The 18572-nt window shown below is 72.7% G+C and carries 19 protein-coding genes; 15 read left to right on the top strand and 4 right to left on the bottom strand.

The window, feature by feature from the left end; all coding sequences use genetic code 11:
* The first annotated feature begins 134 nt into the window (after positions 1 to 134).
* Genes ABD912_RS13320 through ybaK form a run of 3 tightly spaced genes read left to right on the top strand, consistent with a single transcriptional unit; the run spans position 135 to position 1996 of the window.
* Positions 135 to 1043: a sulfurtransferase gene (locus tag ABD912_RS13320; protein ID WP_345151428.1), complete on the top strand. Its 909-nt coding sequence runs from the start codon at positions 135 to 137 to the stop codon at positions 1041 to 1043.
* On the top strand, positions 1040 to 1489 hold the full coding sequence (locus tag ABD912_RS13315; protein WP_345151426.1) for a SufE family protein: 450 nt from the start codon (positions 1040 to 1042) through the stop codon (positions 1487 to 1489). Before ABD912_RS13320 ends, ABD912_RS13315 begins: the two co-directional genes overlap by 4 nt.
* Positions 1490 to 1996: a Cys-tRNA(Pro) deacylase gene (ybaK, locus tag ABD912_RS13310; RefSeq protein WP_345151425.1), complete on the top strand. Its 507-nt coding sequence runs from the start codon at positions 1490 to 1492 to the stop codon at positions 1994 to 1996.
* A 32-nt stretch (positions 1997 to 2028) separates the two neighbouring features.
* Here ybaK and ABD912_RS13305 read toward each other — a convergent pair whose 3' ends face one another.
* Positions 2029 to 3258 (bottom strand): alpha/beta hydrolase, encoded by a 1230-nt coding sequence (locus ABD912_RS13305; protein WP_345151424.1) that lies wholly within the window; start codon positions 3256 to 3258, stop codon positions 2029 to 2031.
* Positions 3259 to 3405: 147 nt separating this feature from the next.
* On the opposite strand from ABD912_RS13305, the gene msrB reads away from it, so the two are divergent.
* The 9 genes from msrB (at position 3406) to ABD912_RS13260 (ending at position 13522) form a co-directional block, all read left to right on the top strand.
* Complete coding sequence (msrB, locus tag ABD912_RS13300; RefSeq protein ID WP_425548078.1) at positions 3406 to 3831, top strand: peptide-methionine (R)-S-oxide reductase MsrB; 426 nt, start codon at positions 3406 to 3408, stop codon at positions 3829 to 3831.
* Between the two features lie 9 nt (positions 3832 to 3840).
* Positions 3841 to 4374, top strand: coding sequence for a DinB family protein (locus ABD912_RS13295; RefSeq protein WP_345151420.1), 534 nt, complete (start codon positions 3841 to 3843; stop codon positions 4372 to 4374).
* 222 nt (positions 4375 to 4596) lie between these two features.
* Positions 4597 to 5991: a DUF6421 family protein gene (locus ABD912_RS13290; protein WP_345151419.1), complete on the top strand. Its 1395-nt coding sequence runs from the start codon at positions 4597 to 4599 to the stop codon at positions 5989 to 5991.
* Between the two features lie 9 nt (positions 5992 to 6000).
* On the top strand, positions 6001 to 6747 hold the full coding sequence (locus ABD912_RS13285) for an SDR family NAD(P)-dependent oxidoreductase (RefSeq protein WP_345151418.1): 747 nt from the start codon (positions 6001 to 6003) through the stop codon (positions 6745 to 6747).
* 51 nt (positions 6748 to 6798) lie between these two features.
* The gene (locus tag ABD912_RS13280; RefSeq protein WP_345151417.1) at positions 6799 to 7917 is read left to right on the top strand and encodes a threonine aldolase family protein; all 1119 of its coding nucleotides are present in this window, start codon (positions 6799 to 6801) and stop codon (positions 7915 to 7917) included.
* 88 nt (positions 7918 to 8005) lie between these two features.
* The gene (locus tag ABD912_RS13275; protein WP_345151977.1) at positions 8006 to 8638 is read left to right on the top strand and encodes a DUF3000 domain-containing protein; all 633 of its coding nucleotides are present in this window, start codon (positions 8006 to 8008) and stop codon (positions 8636 to 8638) included.
* An 83-nt stretch (positions 8639 to 8721) separates the two neighbouring features.
* Positions 8722 to 9981, top strand: a complete 1260-nt coding sequence (locus ABD912_RS13270; RefSeq protein WP_345151416.1) for an HRDC domain-containing protein — start codon at positions 8722 to 8724, stop codon at positions 9979 to 9981.
* Positions 9982 to 10085: 104 nt separating this feature from the next.
* Positions 10086 to 11348 carry a thiolase family protein gene (locus ABD912_RS13265; protein ID WP_345151415.1) on the top strand — a complete coding sequence of 421 codons (1263 nt, stop codon included), beginning with the start codon at positions 10086 to 10088 and terminating at the stop codon, positions 11346 to 11348.
* A complete protein-coding gene (locus ABD912_RS13260) occupies positions 11345 to 13522 on the top strand; it encodes a 3-hydroxyacyl-CoA dehydrogenase NAD-binding domain-containing protein (protein ID WP_345151414.1) in 2178 nt (725 codons plus the stop codon). Before ABD912_RS13265 ends, ABD912_RS13260 begins: the two co-directional genes overlap by 4 nt.
* A 45-nt stretch (positions 13523 to 13567) precedes the next feature.
* On the opposite strand, the gene ABD912_RS13255 is transcribed toward ABD912_RS13260, so the two are convergent.
* A complete protein-coding gene (locus tag ABD912_RS13255) occupies positions 13568 to 14656 on the bottom strand; it encodes a GTP-binding protein (RefSeq protein ID WP_345151413.1) in 1089 nt (362 codons plus the stop codon).
* Positions 14657 to 14925: 269 nt separating this feature from the next.
* Here ABD912_RS13255 and ABD912_RS13250 point away from each other — a divergent pair, with 269 nt between their 5' ends.
* A complete protein-coding gene (locus ABD912_RS13250) occupies positions 14926 to 15408 on the top strand; it encodes a Rieske (2Fe-2S) protein (protein ID WP_345151412.1) in 483 nt (160 codons plus the stop codon).
* A 67-nt stretch (positions 15409 to 15475) separates the two neighbouring features.
* Positions 15476 to 15898 carry a QcrA and Rieske domain-containing protein gene (locus ABD912_RS13245; RefSeq protein ID WP_345151410.1) on the top strand — a complete coding sequence of 141 codons (423 nt, stop codon included), beginning with the start codon at positions 15476 to 15478 and terminating at the stop codon, positions 15896 to 15898.
* Positions 15899 to 15960: 62 nt separating this feature from the next.
* On the opposite strand, the gene ABD912_RS13240 is transcribed toward ABD912_RS13245, so the two are convergent.
* Both ABD912_RS13240 and ABD912_RS13235 read right to left on the bottom strand, forming a co-directional pair.
* Positions 15961 to 16938 carry an aldo/keto reductase gene (locus ABD912_RS13240; protein WP_425548077.1) on the bottom strand — a complete coding sequence of 326 codons (978 nt, stop codon included), beginning with the start codon at positions 16936 to 16938 and terminating at the stop codon, positions 15961 to 15963.
* 111 nt (positions 16939 to 17049) lie between these two features.
* Positions 17050 to 18024, bottom strand: coding sequence for an aldo/keto reductase (locus ABD912_RS13235; protein ID WP_345151975.1), 975 nt, complete (start codon positions 18022 to 18024; stop codon positions 17050 to 17052).
* Positions 18025 to 18324: 300 nt separating this feature from the next.
* Between ABD912_RS13235 and ABD912_RS13230 the strand changes: the two genes are divergently transcribed.
* Positions 18325 to 18572: hypothetical protein (locus ABD912_RS13230; protein WP_345151408.1), on the top strand; the 248-nt coding region annotated here is incomplete at its 3' end.

Here is an 18572-nt window from a genome sequence, read left to right as displayed (position 1 = left end):
CCCCGTTCGCGGCCTGCCCCACACGCTTCGCGCGCGGGGAACCCTGGCCACTCTCTTAACTCGCTTCGCTCGCCGCGGGCCCCTCGCCCGTTAGGCTGGGAATGAATCTTCCCGACTCCCGCTTGAGGACTTACATGAGCATTGCCACCGATCCGCACGCCAAGTTCGCCGCCTACGCCCATCCCGAACGGCTGGTGTCCACCGACTGGCTGGCCGCCCGCCTCGGCGAGCCGGGGCTGGCGGTCGTCGAATCCGACGAGGACATCCTGCTTTACGAGACCGGCCACATCCCGGGCGCGGTCAAGATCGACTGGCACACCGACCTGAATGACGAGGTCACCCGCGACTACGTGGACGGCGCTGGGTTCGCGCGGCTGATGTCCGCCAAAGGCATCGACCGCGACTCCACGGTGGTCATCTACGGCGACAAGAGCAACTGGTGGGCGGCCTACGCGCTCTGGGTGTTCACCCTCTTCGGCCACCAGGACGTGCGCCTGCTCGACGGCGGCCGCGACAAGTGGATCGCCGAGGGACGCGACCTGACCCGCGAGAAGCCTGCCCCGGCTCCCACTGACTACCCGGTGGTGGAACGCGACGATGCGCCCATCCGTGCGTTCCTGCCGGACGTGCTGGAGCACCTGGGCAAGCCGCTGATCGACGTCCGCTCCCCCGAGGAGTACACCGGCGAGCGGACCCACATGCCCGCCTACCCGGAGGAGGGCGCCCTGCGCGGCGGCCACATCCCCACCGCGGCGTCCGTGCCGTGGGCGCGGGCGGCCGCCGAGGACGGCACCTTCCGCAATCGGGCCGAGCTGGAGGCCATCTACCTGGACGGCGCCGGCCTGGCCGAGGGCGACGAGGTCATCGCCTACTGCCGCATCGGCGAACGCTCCAGCCACACCTGGTTCGTGCTGACCCACCTGCTCGGCGTCGGAAACGTGCGCAACTACGACGGCTCCTGGACCGAGTGGGGCAACGCGGTGCGGGTGCCGATCGCCAAGGGGACCGAGCGCGGCGAGGCGCCGGCGGGGCGTGCCCGATGAGCACCCTGCCGCAGGCGCTGGCCGAGATCGTCGAGGACTTCGCCGCGCTGGAGGAGGCGCAGCGCCTGGAACTGCTGCTCGAGTTCTCCGACGGGCTGCCAGAGCTGCCCGCCCGCTTCGCCGACCATCCCGAGCTGCTCGAGCAGGTCGCCGAATGCCAGTCCCCCATCTTCCTTGCCCTTGAGGTGGACCCCGACGGCGAACGGGCGGTGCACCTGTTCTTCTCCGCCCCGCCGGAGGCCCCGACCACCCGCGGCTTCGCCTCGGTCCTGCACGAGGGCCTGGACGGGGCTCCCGCGCAGGCCGTGCTGGAGGTTCCGGACGATATGCCGAACCTGCTGGGCCTCACCCGGGCCATCACCCCGCTGCGCATGCGGGGGATGTCCGGCATGCTGGCCCGGATCAAGCGCCAGGTCCGCGAGGCGCTGGCCGCCGGGACGGCCTAGGTGGCCAAGAAGTCCGCGGCGAAGGGCGGCACGCCGGCGACGGCCCTGCTGGACAGGACCGGCACGCCCTATCGGCTGCACGCCTACGGGCACGATCCGGCCGCCGCGTCGTTCGGGCTCGAGGCTGCCGCGGCGCTCGGGGTGGAGCCGGCGTCCGTGTTCAAGACGCTGCTGGTGGCCACGGGCCTGCCCGGCGCCGAGGCCCTGGCCGTCGGCGTCGTTCCGGTGGACCGCTCGCTGGACCTGAAGGCGATGGCCGCGGCGCTGGGCGTGAAAAAGGTGGAGATGGCCGACCCCGCCGCGGCCGAGCGCCGTACCGGCTACGTGGTGGGCGGAATTTCGCCGCTCGGCCAGCGCAACCCGTCCCGCACGGTGCTGGACGCCTCGGCGTTCGCCCTGGACACGGTGTACGTCTCCGGAGGCCGCCGCGGCCTGGACATCGAGCTGGCCCCGGCGGACCTTTCGGCGCTCACCCAAGCGGTTTCCGCGCCGATCGCCTCCACCTAGAGCCCGGGCACGACGACGGTTGGGCCTCGGCGTCAGGCGCGGCCGGGGTGCGGGGCGCGCATGACGCCGCCGAGCCACGCTGCGACGGTGCGGTTCCAGTGCTCGGGGTCCACGTTCCATTCGCGGGTGTGGCGGGCCTGGGTGAAGCGTTCGAAGGTGACCATGGCCGGGTTCAGCTCCGCAAGCTCGGCGGAGGGGCCCACCGGGACGAAGTCGTCGTCCTCGCTGTGGATGATCAGCGTGGGCACCAGCAGCTGGTCCGCCTTGGCCACCCAGTTCAGCTCCCTCAGGTCCACCGGGGAGGCCAGCCCGGTAACCCAGCGCCCTGCCCGGTTGGAGAGCATCCACTGGCCGAAGCGGCCCGCGAGTTCGGGGATCCGGTTGACGCGGGCCTGGTGGGTAAGCACGTCCATCCAGTTGACCACCGGCCCGTCCAGGACCAGGGCCTGCAGCCGCGTGCGGTGCGCGGTGAGTTCGGCGACCTGCAGGCAGACCGCACCACCCATGGACCAGCCGAAGAGGACGATGTCCCTGGCGCCGTGGCCCACCGCGTAGTCGATCGCGGCCTCCACGTCGCGCCATTCGGTGCTGCCGAGCCCGTAGCGGCCGTCGACGGCGTCGGGAGCCAGGCCGTCATTGCGGTAGGAGACGAGCAGGCTGGTCAGCCCCAGTTCGTGGGCCACCGGCAGGGCCCGCAGCCCTTCACGCCGGTTGGCGCCGCGCCCGTGGACCATGATGGCCCACGTGGAGGCCGCGGTGCCCCCGGGGATCAGCCAGGCCGGCGCGATGCCGCCCTCCACCGGAATGCCGACCTCCTGCGCCGCGAATCCCAGATCGGCGGGCGTCTCGAAGGCGACGCCGGACCACCAGCCGCGCACGGCGGCGGGAAGGTTGCCGGCGTGGACGTGGTCGACGCGGCGGGCGATGGTTCCCTCGGCGGGGCTGAAGGAGGTGATGGCGCCGATGCGCGCATGCCCGCGCCCGCCGTCGAAGAAGAGCGAATAGGTGCCGGGGACGGTCGTTTCGGAGTTGGCCGGCAGGATGACCTCCAGCCCGTCGGCGGTGCGGGTCACCGCCAGGATGGACAGGTCCTCCTCGTGGACCTTGGCGGGGGTGACGACCTGCCGGGCGAAGTAGCCGGCGAGCGCCGACATGCTGCCGGCCAGCAGGGATCCGGCCACGGCCCCGGCGCCGGCACCGAGCACGGCCCAGCGCAGCAGGGGCGCCGTTCCGGCGGGCAGGGACGCGTCGTTGTTGCGCATGGTCCCATCATCCCAACTCATGCTGCCGATGCCGAATCGGCGGCGTGTCCGCGGCGGCCCCGGGAGATGCCTCCCTGAAACCCCCTTTTCGGGAATGACCGGGGGCTCCCGCTCGTTGTGGGTGACGTGAGCGAATTCCAGGAGAACCTGCCCCAGACCGATGCCCCCGCCGGCCCCGCCGCCAAGACGGACGAGGAATGGCGGCGCGAACTGACCCCGGAGGAGTTCCAGGTGCTGCGCCGGGCCGGCACCGAGCGGCCCTACACCGGCGAGTACTGGGACACCCACCAGAAGGGTGTCTACGCCTGCCGCGCCTGCGGTGCCGAACTGTTCACCAGCGCGGAGAAGTTCGACTCGCACTGCGGCTGGCCCTCCTTCTGGGCGCCGCTGGCGGAGGGGACGGTGCGGTACCTGCACGACACCACGCTGGGCATGCGCCGGATCGAGGTGCGGTGCGCCTCCTGCGACTCGCACCTGGGCCATGTGTTCGAGGGCGAGGGCTACGCGACCCCCACCGACCAGCGCTTCTGCATCAACTCCATTTCCCTGCGCCTGCGCCCCTCCGACGACTAGACCCGCACGATGACCGAACACCACGAGACTCCCCAACCCGACACCAAGGACTGGACCTGGGTGCTGGAGCGCGCCTGCCCCGGGTGCGGAACGGATGCGACCTCCATGGCGCCGGGCGAGGTGGCCGTTGCCATCCGCTCCGCGCTCCCCCGCTGGGGCGCCGCACTGTCCCGCCCCGATGCGCGGGTCCGGCCGCGGCCGGCCGTGTGGAGCACGCTGGAGTACGGGGCGCACGTGCGCGACGTGTTCCGGGTGTTCCACCACCGGCTGGACCTGATGCTCACGCGGGAGGACCCGGAGTTCCCCAACTGGGACCAGGACGCGACGGCGGTGGAGAACCGCTACGCGGACCAGGACCCGCGGACCGTGGCCACGCAGCTGGCCGCATCCGGCCGCGGGCTGGCCGACGCGTTCGACTCGGTCCTGGGCCGGGACCTGGAGCGCCCGGGACGGCGGAGCGACGGCTCCGGTTTCACGGTGGTCACGCTGGCGCGCTATGCCTGGCACGACGTGGCCCACCACCTGCACGACGTCCACGCCTGACGCGCCCCGGCGAGCGCAACCGCGCACCGCTCTTCCTTGGCCGCGCAAGCCCTCAAGAGAAAGAGTTCCTGTTGCTCACCGAGTATTTCGGCAAGCAATAATGCTGTTTGCCTAGGCTGGAGCCACCGAACCGGGGCCCGCGCGGCCCTCCCTCCTCCGGGGCCGGTGGGGCGCCAGCGGCGCCCGTGCCGGCGCCCGGACGCCCATGGAAAGCAGGTGCCCATGTCCCCCACCCGAACTGCACGCCCCGACGCCGAGCCCGCGGATGCCGCGAACCTCGTCGCCCTTCCCGCCTGGCGCTCCCTGAAGGAGGCCGCCACCGCCCTGCAGGGACTGCAGGCGAAGGACGGGTCGGTGCCGGAACCGGCGGACCACGTGCGCGCGGCCGCCCTGGTGGACACGATCGTCGCTTCCGTCGCCGCGCTGTCCCCCCTGTTCCCGCACGACGCCCGGTACCTGGACCTGGTGGCGGCGGACCTGCGGCGCTGGAGCGGGAGCGGCTTCGGCGTTCCCGACTTCCTGGATTCCCTGGTGGCCTTCCAGCCGCAGCTGCACCGCACCAACGGGCTGCGCCACCTGGTGCTCTTCCCGATGTACACGCAGAACGGCTCCGCGAACCGCTACGTCGAGGCCGTCCTCGTGGAAACCATCTGGCCGGACTTCATCGCGGCCCTGGAGGCCGGGCCCTACACGAACCCGCTCTTCGTGCCGCTGCGCTTCCTGGACTTCACGCCCGGCTACGACACCAACTCGGCGGTGCTCTTCCCCGAGTCGGTGTCCATCCGCGAAACCCCCACCTTCACCTGGGGCGCCATCTTCCAGGACCGGGAAGCTGCACGCTTCCGCCGCGTCCTGGCCGCGGCGGCGGAAACCACCCGGCTCGACCTGCCGGCCGGGTCGGCGGCCCTGCTCGAGGACCAGGCCCTGGCCGAGGAGACGTTCGTGATGTGGGACCTCATCCACGACCGCACCCACATGCGCGGGGACCTGCCGTTCGACCCGTTCATGATCAAGCAGCGCATGCCCTACTTCCTGTACGCGCTGGAGGAACTGCGCTGCGACCTGACCGCGTACCGCGAATGCATCGAGATCGCCGCCGACACCCACGCGGATCCGCAGGCGCGCACCCACGCGGCGCTGGTCCAGCAGGCCATCGTCTTCGACCGGATCTTCCGCTTCGCGATCACCGGCACCCGGGTGCGCAACTACGACGGCCTTGGGGGGCAGTTGCTCTTTGCCTGGATGCATCAGCACGGGGTGCTGCACTGGACGGACAGCCGGCTGTCCATCGACTGGGCCGAGGTTCCCGGCGTCGTGGCCGCGCTCGGAGACGCGATCGACGAGCTGTACTGGCGCTCCATCGACCGCCCGAAGCTGGCCCACTGGCTGGCCGCCTACGAACTGGTCTCCGCCACCGTCACCCCGCACCCGGCCTCGGCCTGGGCGCGCGGCAAGGACGCGCTGCCGCTGGCCGGACCGCTCGGCGCGCTCACCGACCAGGTCCTGGACGACGAGTTCCCGCTGTCGATGTTCTACGAGGCGCTGGAGAAGAAGATGCGCCCGGTGATCGAGTCCACCGTCGGGATCACCGGCGCGTCCGCTCCGGCGCGGGGCTAGAATCGCCCCATGACGGACCTCACCGGAGCCCCGGCGGCCGGGGCCACTGTCCTGGTCGCCGGGGCCACTTCCGCGTCCGGCGTCGCCACGGCGCTCGCCCTGCACGACGCCGGCGCGACCGTCCTGGCGGCCGGCACCGACGCCGGGCGGCTGGACGCCCGGCTGCCCTTCGCCCACGGGCGCTACGCCGTGGACCTGGCCGACCCGGACGCCGTGGACGGCCTGGCCCGGCGGCTGCGCGACGAGCACGGCCCGCTGGACGGGCTGGTCCACCTGGTCGGCGGCTGGCGCGGCGGCGGCGGCCTGGCCGGGCAGAACGACGCCGATTGGGCGTTCCTGCACCGGAACATCGTGGCGACCCTGCGCAACACCACGCGGGCCTTCCACGAGGACCTCGCCGCCTCCGCCCGCGGCCGGCTCGCGATCGTCTCCGCCACCGCGGTCGACTCCCCCACCGCCTCCACGGCCAACTACGCGTCCGCCAAGGCCGCCGCGGAGACCTGGACCCGGGCCGTCGCCGCCGCCTTCCGGGCGGCCCAATCCGGAAGCAAGGCGGACCCGGCGCCGCAGCGGTCGGCCGCCGTCGTGTTCGTCGTCAAGGCGCTGGTGGACGACGCGGCCCGCGCCGCCGACCCCGGAAATGCGTTCGCCGGGTACACCGACGTCGCAGACCTGGCCGCCGCCGTCGTGCGCCTCTTCGGAAGCGACGCCGCCACCCTGAACGGAGCCCGGCTGCCCCTGCTGCCCACTCCCTGAGCCCGGCCCACGGCCTCCGCTCCCCCATCCCCCATCCCCCGAAAGGACCCCATGAGCACCTCCCTGCACGCCCCCTCGGCAGCAAACGATCCGGCAGCGCATGATCCGTCAGCGCACGATCCCTCCGTCCTGCACGACCCGTCGGTGCGGGGCTTCGCTTCGGACAACTACTCGGGGGTGCACCCGGAGGTCCTGGCCGCGCTGGCCGCGGCCAACGGGGGCCACCAGGTCTCCTACGGCGAAGACGCCTACACGGCGCAGCTGCAGGAGGTGGTCGCCGAGCACTTCGGGGCCGGCGCGGAGGCGTTCCCCGTGTTCAACGGCACGGGCGCGAACGTGACGGCCCTGCAGTCCATGCTGCCGCGCTGGGGCGCGGTGGTGTGCGCGGCGAGCGCCCACATCAACGTGGACGAGAACGGCGCCCCGGAGCGGGTGGGCGGGATGAAGCTGCTCTCCGTTCCCACCGAGGACGGCAAGCTGACCCCCGAACTGATCGACCGCGAGGCCTGGGGCTGGGGGGACGAGCACCGGGCCCAGCCGCTGGCGGTGTCCATCACCCAGTCCACCGAACTGGGCACGCTCTACACCGCTGCGGAGATCCGGGCGATCGCCGACCACGCGCACTCCCTGGGGATGAAGGTGCACGTGGACGGGGCGCGGCTGTCCAACGCGGCGGCGGCGCTGGGGACCCGCTTCCGGGACTTCACCACGGAGGCCGGCGTGGACGTGGTCAGCCTGGGAGGCACCAAGAACGGGCTGATGTTCGGGGAGGCGGTGGTGGTCCTGGACCCGCGGGCCACCGAGGGGCTGAAGTACCTGCGCAAGATGAACATGCAGCTGGCCTCGAAGATGCGCTTCGTCTCGGCCCAGCTGGTGGCGCTCTACGGCAGCGACCTGTGGCTGCGCTCGGCCTCCCACGCCAACGCGATGGCGGCGCGGCTGCGCCAGGCCGTGGACGCGACCGACGGCGTGCGCGCGGTGCGTCCGACCCAGGCCAATGCGGTGTTCGCGACGCTGCCGACGGACGTGGCTGACCGGCTGCGCGAACGGTTCCGTTTCTACGACTGGGACCGGGATGCCGGGGAGGTGCGGTGGATGTGCTCCTTCGACACCACCGAGGCCGACGTGGACGCGTTCGCCGCGGCGTTGCGGGAGGAAATGGCCCGTTGACAGGCGGCGGCGTGGCGCCCGGCGTGTCGAAGTTCGGGGGTCGGCGGCACCGGCGCGGCCGCGGCCTACACTCGGGATTGTGAACCCCATCGGCGACCTGACGCAGGTTCCCCCAGATTTCCAGACGGCGCTCTCTGCCCTGCGCCGGGCGCAAAGCCGCCCCGAGGTGAGGTTGGCCGAGATCCCGGCGCCGGCGCGTCTGGCCCCGTTCGCGGTGGCCCTCTCAGCGGACGTCCGTGAACGCCCGCACCGCCGGCAGCAGGGCCCGCAGCTGGTGGGGCCACGGGAAGCGGCGCAGGCCGCCGAGGAGCCGGCGCTGGCCACCGGCAGGTTCGTGCTGCTCTACGATCCTGACGAGTCCGCGCTCTGGAACGGAAACTTCCGCATCGTCACCTACATGCGGGCGCAGCTCGAGCCGGACATGGGCAACGACGCGATGCTCGGGTCGGTGGCCTGGACGTGGCTGGTGGAGGCGCTGGAGGACCACGGGGCGCACTACAGCGATGCCGGGGGCACCGCAACGCGCGTGCTCTCCGAAAGCTTCGGCAGCCTGGACGCCCGCGAGGACAACATCGACATCGAACTGCGCGCCTCCTGGACCCCGCGCGAGGCCGACATCCGCGCCCATCTGGAGGCCTGGGGCGACATGCTCTGCGCCTTCGCGGGCCTGCCGCCGCTGCCGGCGGAGGTCACGCACCTGCCCCGGCTGGGGCGGTCCTGATCCGTACACCCAGGGACGCGCCGGCGACCCTTCCGGCCGCCGGCGGGCGAATGGGCCGCGAGTCGAACTAGAATGTCCCTATCATGACCCCATCGAATGCCAGCGCCGTGCAGACCCAGGACTCCGCAGCAGCAGAGGAGGTGCGGGAACCGGTCCCGCTGGACGAACCACGCGACGGGGTCCCCCTGGTGATCAACACCGCCTCCGGCCTGCGCCGGGCCGCCGCGGCCCTTGCCGCCGGAACCGGCCCCGCGGCCGTCGACGCCGAACGCGCCTCCGGCTTCCGCTACGGACAGCGCGCTTTCCTGGTCCAGGTCCGCCGCGAAGGCGCCGGGACCTGGCTGGTCGACCCCGAGCCCTTCCCCGACCTGGTCCCCCTCAACGACGCCCTCTCCGGGGTCGAATGGATCCTGCACGCCTCCACCCAGGACCTTCCGTGCCTGGCGGAGGTCGGCATGCGCCCGGACCGCCTCTTCGACACCGAGCTGGCCGCCCGGCTGGCCGGCCTGCCGCGCGTGGGCCTGGCCGCCGTCGTCGAGTCCCTGCTGGGCCTGCGCCTGGCCAAGGAGCACTCCGCCGCCGACTGGTCCACCCGGCCGCTGCCCGAACCGTGGCTGCGCTACGCGGCGCTCGACGTCGAGGTCCTCGCCGAGCTGCGCACCGAGCTGGTCCGCCTGCTGGAGGACTCCGGCAAACTGGGGTTCGCCGAGGAGGAGTTCGAAGCCATCCGCAGCGCACCGCCGGCCGGCCCCAAGACCGACCCCTGGCGGCGGACCTCGGGGCTGCACCAGCTGCGGGACCGGCGCCACCTGGAGGCGGTGCGCCTGCTCTGGGAGGAGCGCGAGGCCCTGGCCGAGAACCGCGACGTCGCCCCCGGACGCCTGATCCCGGACTCCGCCCTGGTCGCCGCCGCGAAGGCGATGCCCGTCTCCGTCCCGGCCTTGCTGAAGACCCCCGGGTTCCACGGGCGCGCCGCCGCCAAGGAGGCGCCGCGCTGGCTGCGCTGCCTTGCCGCCGCCCGCACGGCCACCGACCTGCCCCCGCTGCATCTGCCGTCCTCCTCCCCGCCCCCGCCGCGCGTCTGGGCCGAAAAGGACCCGGCGGCCGCGGCGCGCCTGAACACCGCCAAGCCGCGCATCGCGCGCGCCGCCGAGGCCCTGGACATGCCCACGGAGAACCTCCTCACCCCCGACTACCTGCGCAGGATCTGCTGGCGCCCGCCGACGCCGATCGACCCGGACACCGTCGCCGCGACGCTCGCCTCGCTGGGGGCCCGCCCGTGGCAGGTGCGCGTCGCCGCGCCGGTCCTCACCGTCGCGTTCCTGGATCCCGATCCCGCCTAGCCTTTCCCCTACTCCGGGGACCGGGCCGGGAACGCTTGCCACGAAAGTTACTCCACAGTAGCGTTTGGTGCGGACCACAATCCCGCCGACAAAGGAGTCCTGCGGTGACCGCTTCCCCCATTCGGCCCGATGGCAGGCGGCCGGGGCCCGCCCGGCGCCCGGTCCGCGACGTCGTCTTCGTCGACGGCGTCCGCACCCCGTTCGGCAAGGCCGGAGAGGCCGGCTACTACCACGGCACGCGCGCCGACGACCTGGTGGTCAAGTGCCTGCGCGACCTACTGCGCCGCAACCCCTCGCTGCCCCCGGAGCGCATCGAGGAGGTCGCGGTCGCCGCGACCACGCAGTCAGGTGACCAGGGCCTGACCATCGGCCGTTCCGCGGCCCTGCTGGCGGGACTGCCGCGCTCGGTGCCCGGCTACGCGATCGACCGCATGTGCGCCGGGGCGATGACGGCGGTGACCACCGTCGCGGGGGCCATCGCCTTCGGGGCCTGCGAGGTCGCCATCGCCGGCGGCGTCGAGCACATGGGCCACCACCCGATCGGTGCCGGGGCGGACCCCAACCCGCGCTTCCTGTCCGAGCGGCTGGTGGATCCGGCAGCCCTGAACATGGGCAGCACCGCCGAAAACCTCCATGACCGCTTCCCCGCCATCACCCGCGAGCGCGCCGACCGCTACGCCGCGGCCAGCCAGGCCAAGCTGGCCGCCGCCTACGCCGCCGGGCACATCCAGCCGGACCTGGTCCCGGTCGCCACGCGCCGCTCCGGCGAGGGCTGGGCGCTGCGCACCGTCGACGAGCCCCCGCGCCCGGGCACCACCGTGGCGGACCTCGCCGGCCTGCGCACCCCCTTCCGCGCCCACGGGCGCGTCACCGCGGGCAACGCGGCGGGCCTGAACGACGGCGCGACGGCGGCCCTGCTCGCGTCCGCGGACGCGGCCGGGGAGCTGGGGCTTGCCGTGCGCATGCGTCTGGTGTCCTTCGCCTTCGCCGGGGTCGAACCCGAGGTGATGGGCCTCGGCCCGGTCCCCTCCACGGAGAAGGCCCTGGCCCAGGCCGGTCTGGACATCGGGGACATCGGCCTGATCGAGATCAACGAGGCCTTCGCCGTCCAGGTGCTCTCCTTCCTGGACCACTTCGGGCTTGCCGACGACGACCCGCGGGTGAACCGCTACGGCGGCGCGATCGCCGTCGGGCACCCGCTCGCCTCCTCGGGCGTGCGCCTGATGACCCAGCTGGCCCGCCAGTTCGGGCAGGACCCCACGGTCCGCTACGGGCTGACCACGATGTGCGTGGGCCTGGGCATGGGCGGCACCGTCGTCTGGGAGAACCCCCACCATCCCGACTACGGAAAGGACGGGTGGGCATGACCGCTCAGACCCGGCACCCCCAGACCCCGCACACCAGCCCCGCCGGCGAGGACACCTTCGCCCGCTTCGGCCCGCTCACCGCGCTGGTCCCTGACGAGGTGGTGACCCACACGCTGGCCACCGACGTCCCGCTGCCGGACGGGCGCACGCTGGCCCTGCTCACCCTGGACAACGATCTGGACCACTCCCGCCCCACCACGCTTGGCCCCGCCACGCTCATCGAGCTCGGCAAGGCCCTTCAGGCCCAGCGCGGGCGCGCCGCGGCCGGGGAGATCGCGGCCCTGGCCGTCACCGGCAAGCCGTACTTCCTGGCCGCCGGCGCCGACCTCTCCGCCGTGGGGAACCTGCGGGACCCGGAGCACTGCCGGCTCATGGCCGAACTCGGACACGAGGCCTACGGCCTGCTCGCCGACCTCGGCGTGCCCACCTTCGCTTTCATCAACGGCGTCGCCCTGGGCGGCGGCCTGGAACTCGCCCTGGCCTGCACCTATCGGACCGTGTCCGCCGCCGCCAGCGGGATCGGCCTGCCGGAGGCGTTCCTCGGGCTGGTCCCCGGGTGGGGCGGGGTCCACCGGCTGCCCCGCCTGGTCGGCCCCGAGGCCGCCCTGGCGGTGATGGTCGAGAACCCCCTGGCCAACAACCGCACCCTCGACGGTCCCGCCGCGCACCGGCTCGGGATCGCCGACGCGCTCTTCGGCTCCGCGGACTTCCTGGAGTGCTCCACCGCCTGGGCCGCGTCCGTGCTGGACGGCACCGCCGCCGTCGAACGCGCCCACGCGGTGGACCCGGCGGATCCGGCCGTGGCCGCGCGCTGGGCCGCGGCCGCGGCCGCGGCGCGCGCCTTCGTGGAGGCGAAGACCTCCAACGCCGCGCCCGCCCCGGCCAAGGTGATCGAGCTCGTTGAGGCCGGCCGGGACCTCACCGGGCGCGAATCGGCGGAGCTGGAGTGCCGGGCCCTGACCGAGCTGATGCGTTCCCCGCAGTTCCACGACACCGTCTACGCGTTCCTGGACCTGGTCCAGAAGCGCTCCAAGCGCCCCGCCGGCGCCCCGGACCGGAGGCTGGCGCGGCCGGTGACGAAGGTCGGCGTCGTCGGCGCCGGGCTGATGGCCGGGCAACTGGCCCTGCTGTTCGCCAAGGCGCTGAAGGTGCCGGTGGTGATCACCGACATCGACCAGGCCCGCGTGGACCAGGGCCTGGCGCGCATCCAGGCGGAGATCGCCACGCTGGAGGCCAAGGGCAGGCTCTCCTCCGACGCGGCCAACCGCACCCGGGCCCTGGTCACCGGTTCGGTGTCCAGGGAGGGGTTCGCCGACGCCGACGTCGTCATCGAAGCGGTGTTCGAGGACCTGGCGGTGAAGCGGCGTGTCTTCGCCGAGGTGGAGGCGGTGGTCTCCCCCGCCTGCGTGCTGGCCACCAATACGTCCTCGCTCTCGGTCACGGACATGGCGGCCGGCCTGGCGCACCCGGAGCGTGTGGTCGGCTTCCACTTCTTCAACCCGGTGGCGGCGATGCCGCTGGTGGAGATCGTGCGCGCCCCGCACACCTCCGAGGAGGTGCTCGCCACCGCGTTCGGCCTGGCCGGACAACTGCGCAAGACGGCGGTGCTGGTGAAGGACGCGCCGGCCTTTGTGGCCAACCGCATCCTGCTGCGCCTGATGGGCGAGGTCCAGAACGCGTTCGACGACGGCACGCCCGCCGAGGTCGCCGACAACGCCCTGCGCCCGATGGGCCTGCCCATGTCCCCGTTCACGCTGCTGGCGATGGTGGGGATCCCGGTGGCCCAGCACGTGACCGAGTCCCTGCACGCGGCCTTCGGGGACCGTTTCCGCGTCTCGGCGAACCTGCAGGCGCTCGTCGACGCCGGCGTGCGCGGGCTGTGGGAGACCGACGCCGACGGGGCGCGGTCCATCCCGGCCTCCACCTTGGCGCTGCTGGCCTTCGGCGACAGTCCCAGCACCGCGGAGGAACTGCTGGCACGGACCCAGGACGCGCTGGCCGAGGAGATCGGCCTGATGCTGGCCGAGGGCGTGGTGGCCGGCCCGGAGGAGATCGACCTGTGCATGATCCTCGGCGCCGGCTGGCCGATGCACCTGGGCGGGATCACCCCGTACCTGGACCGGGTGGGCGCCTCCGAGCGGGTCAACGGGCACAGGTTCCACCCTGAACGATGAGCAGCGGGCGGTAGGGCCCGGAGCGGTGAGTCGGGGGCCGGTCCCCTACTGCGGTGCCAGCGCCCGGAAGGGACCCAGCTCGACGTTCGCGATCCCCTCGGCCAGCTCCCCGTCCTCCAGCTCGCAGGCGGCGAAGGCCGACTGGAGCAGTTCGGCGTCCAGGCCCTCGCCGGTCAGGGCCAGCACGGTTTCGGCGGCCTCGCCGTGGTCCTGCCACGTGCCGGACGCGACGATGCGCAGCCGGGGTCCGGCCCCCTGGACCGCGATCTTCAGCGTCGGGCACCCGCCCAGCCACAGCTGTCCGCGCGTCCACAGCGCCGAGCGGGAGAGCTCCTGCAGCAGGTGGTAGATCCGGCCGGGGTGGAGGGGGCGGTCCGAGCGGAGCGTCACGGTGGTGAACGTTGTGCCGGCAGACGTTGTTCCGTTGCGGGCGGCAGGGCGGGCCGCACCCGGCGTGGTGCGCTGCGCGGCCTCCTCCCGGTCGAAGCTGCCCAGCGCGGACACCGGGCCCGGGGCGTTCACGAGGGCGTGCGGCGCCAGTTCGCGCAGCAGGTCCAGTCCGCGCTCCGAGGCGGTCCGGTAGTCGGCGGCCCCGCGGTCCCCCAGGAGGGCCCACACCCCATCGTCGGCGCCGAGGACGGTGTCCGCGTGGGACAGCGCGGCGGTTACGAATTCCCCGCTGCCGGTGCAGGGGGCGCCCTCCGGCAGCAGCCCCGCGCTGTGCAGCAGGTAGGGGGAGGTGATGAGCTGCTCGACTTCGGACGGGTCGATCGCCAGCGCCACCGAATCGACCGCCACGGGATCCCCGGCGGCACGCCTTTCAAGGACGCGCTGGGCCTTCACGCTGGAGGCTCCTGGCGGCAGCCCGAGCAGCGCGTGCTCCTGCCCCGCGTCGGCCAGCGACGCCAGCACGAGGGCCGCATCGGCGGCAGCGGTGCAGGCCAGGCAGGCGTGGTCCAGGGCCAGCGTCCGGGTTGCCGGCGCGTGCCCGGGGCGGAAGAGTTCGGCGGCGAGCGTGCCGGCGTGGAGCAGGTCGTAGCGCAGCACGACGGCGTCCGGGACGGACGCGCACAGGCCACCCAGGGCGGCATCGCGCACGCGGGTCGAAAGTGAGGAGAGGAGGGTGACGAACACGAGGTTCCTTTCCGGCGGGCTGGGACCCGCGCGTTCCTGGGTAGCTCCAGCATATTTACGCACCACGGGCATTTCCTAATAGGCATAGCCATGCCTCAGTCGGCCGATGGGGACCGCGTGCGGTTCGGCGCACGTCGGACCCCGGTTGGGTGTTTCGGCATGAGATGCAACACGCCGTAACGTTGGCTCCCCCGCAGCCGGCCCGGCCCGCCCGAGGGGCGGCGCGTCCCGCCTGCCGGGCTCACAGGAGGGTCTGCAAGAATGCTTGCATGGACAACCTTTCCTCCCCAGCCCGCCCCTGCGGATTCCCCAACGCCGTTACCCGCAGCGCCGTCACCCGCCGTGCCGTGCTGGGCGGCGTCACTGCCGTCGGCGCCGTCGCCGGACTGAGCGCCTGCGTGGATCCCTCGACCGTCGAGGCCTCCTCGACCCCGGCCACCCCGGCGGCCAGCGGCGAGGGGACGGTGGCCGCGACCGCCGCGGAGCTGGCGGTCGGGTCGTCGCTGTCGGTGAAGATCGGCGAGCGGACCTACCTGCTGTTCCGCCCCGCCGAGGCCTCCGTGCTGGCGTACCGCGCGGTCTGCACCCACGCCGGGTGCGAGGTCAGCGTCGGCGAGGGGGAATTCGTGTGCCACTGCCACGGCTCCCACTTCACCCGCGAGACCGGGGATGTGACCGCCGGGCCGGCACGGGGCCCGCTGGAAAAGTTCAGGGCGGAAATCTCCGGCGAGGACGTGCTGGTTTACCTCTAGCGCGCGGGGCAGTCTCTGTGCTGCCGCCCTCTAGGCAGCCGAGGCCGGCGGGTCGACAATGGCGTGCATGAACGCATCCATCGTCCCCAGCCGGCGGGCCGTGCTCGGCGGCGGCCTGTTGGCCGGCGCGGCGACGGCGCTGGTGGCCTGCGGCTCCGGGACTTCCGCCGAGCCCGCCGCCCCGGCCTCGGGAACCGGCACCGTCGCGACCACCACGGCGCACCTTCCCGTCGGCGCGGCGGCCCAGGTGAAGGTCAGCGGCAAGGAATACCTGCTGTTCCGGCCCGCCGAAGACAAGGTCCTGGCCTATACCGCGGTGTGCACGCACAAAGGCTGCACCGTGGGCATCGGCACCGACGATTTCGCCTGCCCCTGCCACGGCTCCCGCTTCAGCCGCGAGGACGGTTCGGCCACGCACGGACCGGCCGAGAAGCCGCTGGCCCGCTTCCCGGCGAAGGTCGACGGCAACAACATCCTGATCTACCTCTAAGGCTCGCCTCCGGACGAGCGGGTTCCCGCGCGGCCCGGAGGGCACCCCGCACTCCATGTCGTCTAGAACAGCGCAACTTTCCGCGGCGCCGGGAAGATCCCCTCCAGCGCGGCCTCGTCCTCCGGGGTCGGGACCCAGCCTGCCGCGGCGGCGTTCTCGCGCACCTGCTCCGGGCGCGTGGCTCCGGCGATGACGCTGGGGACGGTGGGCCGCGAGGCCAGCCACGAGAACGCGACCTGCACCTCCGTCAGCCCGCGTTCGCGCGCGAAATCGCCGAAGGCCCGCAACTGCTCGAAGTTGGCCCCCTCCAGCGTGTAGACGCGCGAGTTGACCTGCAGCCGGCTGCCCTTGGGGGCGGTGCCGCCGGAGTACTTGCCGGTGAGCAGGCCGCTGGCCAGCGGGAAGTAGGGCAGCACGCCCAGCCCGTAGGCTTCGGCGGCCGGAGTCACCTCCAGCTCGGCCCGCCGGTCCAGCAGGTTGTAGTGGCTCTGGCTGGAAATGAAGCGGGTGCCGCCCTGCGCCCGCGCGGTGAACTCGGCTTCGGCGATCTGCCAGCCGGCGCGGTTGGAATGCCCGACGTAGCGCACCTTCCCGACCCGGACCAGGTCGTCCAGCGCGGCGAGCGTCTCCTCGATCGGCGTGAGCGGGTCCGGGGTGTGGAACTGGTAGAGGTCGATGTAGTCCGTGCCCAGCCGGCGCAGCGAGGCCTCGGCCGCGGCCACGATGTAGCGGCGGGAACCGCGCGCGCCGAAGTCCCGCCCGTTCGCGCCGCGCATGTTGGACCCGAACTTGGTGGCCACCACGACGTCGTCGCGCCGGGCCCCGAGCGCCCTGCCCAGCAGGGTCTCGGACAGGCCCGGTTCGGCGCCGTAGCTGTCGGCCGTGTCGAAGAGGGTCAAGCCGGCGTCGAGCGCGGCGTGCACAACGGCGTCCGCCCCTTCCTGCGTCAGGGAGGCGGCTCCGGGGCGGCCCAGGGTGTTGCAGCCCAGGCCCACGGCGGAAACGGTCAGTCCCGAGGCGCCCAGGCGCCGGTAGTCCATGTCAGTCATGGCTGCCAAGCTACCCACGCGGCGGCCGGCTCCGGGAGGGAAACGTTCCGCAGGGCGGGCAACCTCCCGGAACCGTGCCGCGAAGTCCGGAAGCCGCGGGGGCTAGAACAGGGCGACCTTCGGAGCCTTCGGGAAGATCTCCTCCAGCGCGGCCTCGTCCTCGGCGGTGGGGACCCAGCCTGCCGCAGCGGAGTTCTCGCGGACCTGTTCCGGGCGCGTGGCGCCGGCGATGACGCTGGCGACGGAGCGGCGCGAGGCCAGCCACGAGAACGCGACCTGCACCTCCGACAGCCCGCGTTCGCGCGCGAAATCGCCGAAGGCCCGCAACTGGTCAAGGTCCGCCCGGTCAAGGAGGTTGGTCCGCGAATGGGTCAGGCGGCTGCCCTCGGGTGCGGTGCCGCCGGAGTACTTGCCCGTGAGCAGGCCGTTCGCGAGCGGGAAGTAGGGCAGCACGCCCAGCCCGTAGGCTTCCGCGGCCGGAGTCACCTCCAGCTCGGCCCGCCGGTCCAGCAGGTTGTAGTGGCTCTGGCTGGAGATGAAGCGGGTGGTCCCGTGGGCGCGGGCGGTGAATTCGGCCTCGGCGATCTGCCATCCGGCGCGGTTGGAGTGGCCAACGTAGCGCACCTTGCCGGCCCGGACCAGGTCGTCCAGCGCGGCGAGCGTCTCCTCGATGGGCGTGCGCGGGTCCGGGGTGTGGAACTGGTAGAGGTCGATGTAGTCCGTGCCCAGTCGGCGCAGGGAGGCTTCCGCTGCGGCCACGATGTAGCGGCGGGAACCGCGGGCGCCGAAGTCCCGCCCGTTGGCCCCCTGCATGTCCATGCCGAACTTGGTGGCCACGACGACGTCGTCGCGCCGGGCCCCGAGCGCCTTGCCGAGGCGGTTCTCGGAGAGGCCGGGTTCGGCACCGTAGCTGTCGGCGGTGTCGAAGAGGGTCACGCCGGCGTCGATCGCGGCGTGCACGACGGCGTCCGTCCCCTCCTGCGTGAAGGTGGCAGTTCCGGTGCGGCCCAGGTTGTTGCAGCCCAGGCCCACGGCGGAAACGGTCAGTCCAGAGGCGCCCAGGCGCCGAAAGTCCATGTCAGTCACCCGTCCACGCTACACCCGGTGGGTTGGCCGCCGGCGGAACGGCACCGCCCGGCTGACGGTTGTGGCGGTGTGCAATCCGCGACGGGGCGGATGATTTCCGCTTGGCCGGCAGCCTGACAGTCATTGCCCTCCCCGTCCACTCTCCTTCTGCGCCAGCGCTCCCCTGCTCCACGCCGGCACCAACCGGCGCTCCTGTCACCGGGGATGCTTAAGTAGTCTCCGCAAAACTTGGGTAGAACAGATATACGAATTACTGATAACCATATCGAATAGGAATACTATTCTTGGGTCATGGAGACTGCACCCCACTCCCGACCGCCGGCCGGGCACCGTCCGCAGGCAGCGGATCCTGCGCCGGAGCCGTGGGCCGAGGAGCTGGCGGAGCTGGAACTGGTGGAGCCGGCGGTGGAGCCGTGGCGGCCCGGACCGCTGCCCCTGTCCGCGGCCATCGAGCGGCTGGTCCTGCTCGAACGCTTCCGGGCGATGCTGGACGCCGAGGCCGTCGGGCTCCGCGTCCGGGTGCTGACCGCCTACCGGGA

The sequence above is a fragment of the Arthrobacter ginkgonis genome, assembly GCF_039540195.1.
GTDB classification, from domain to species: domain Bacteria; phylum Actinomycetota; class Actinomycetes; order Actinomycetales; family Micrococcaceae; genus Zafaria; species Zafaria ginkgonis.
The sequence above is the reverse complement of the archived record's forward strand: the minus strand, read 5'-3'. Positions and strand labels throughout refer to the sequence as shown.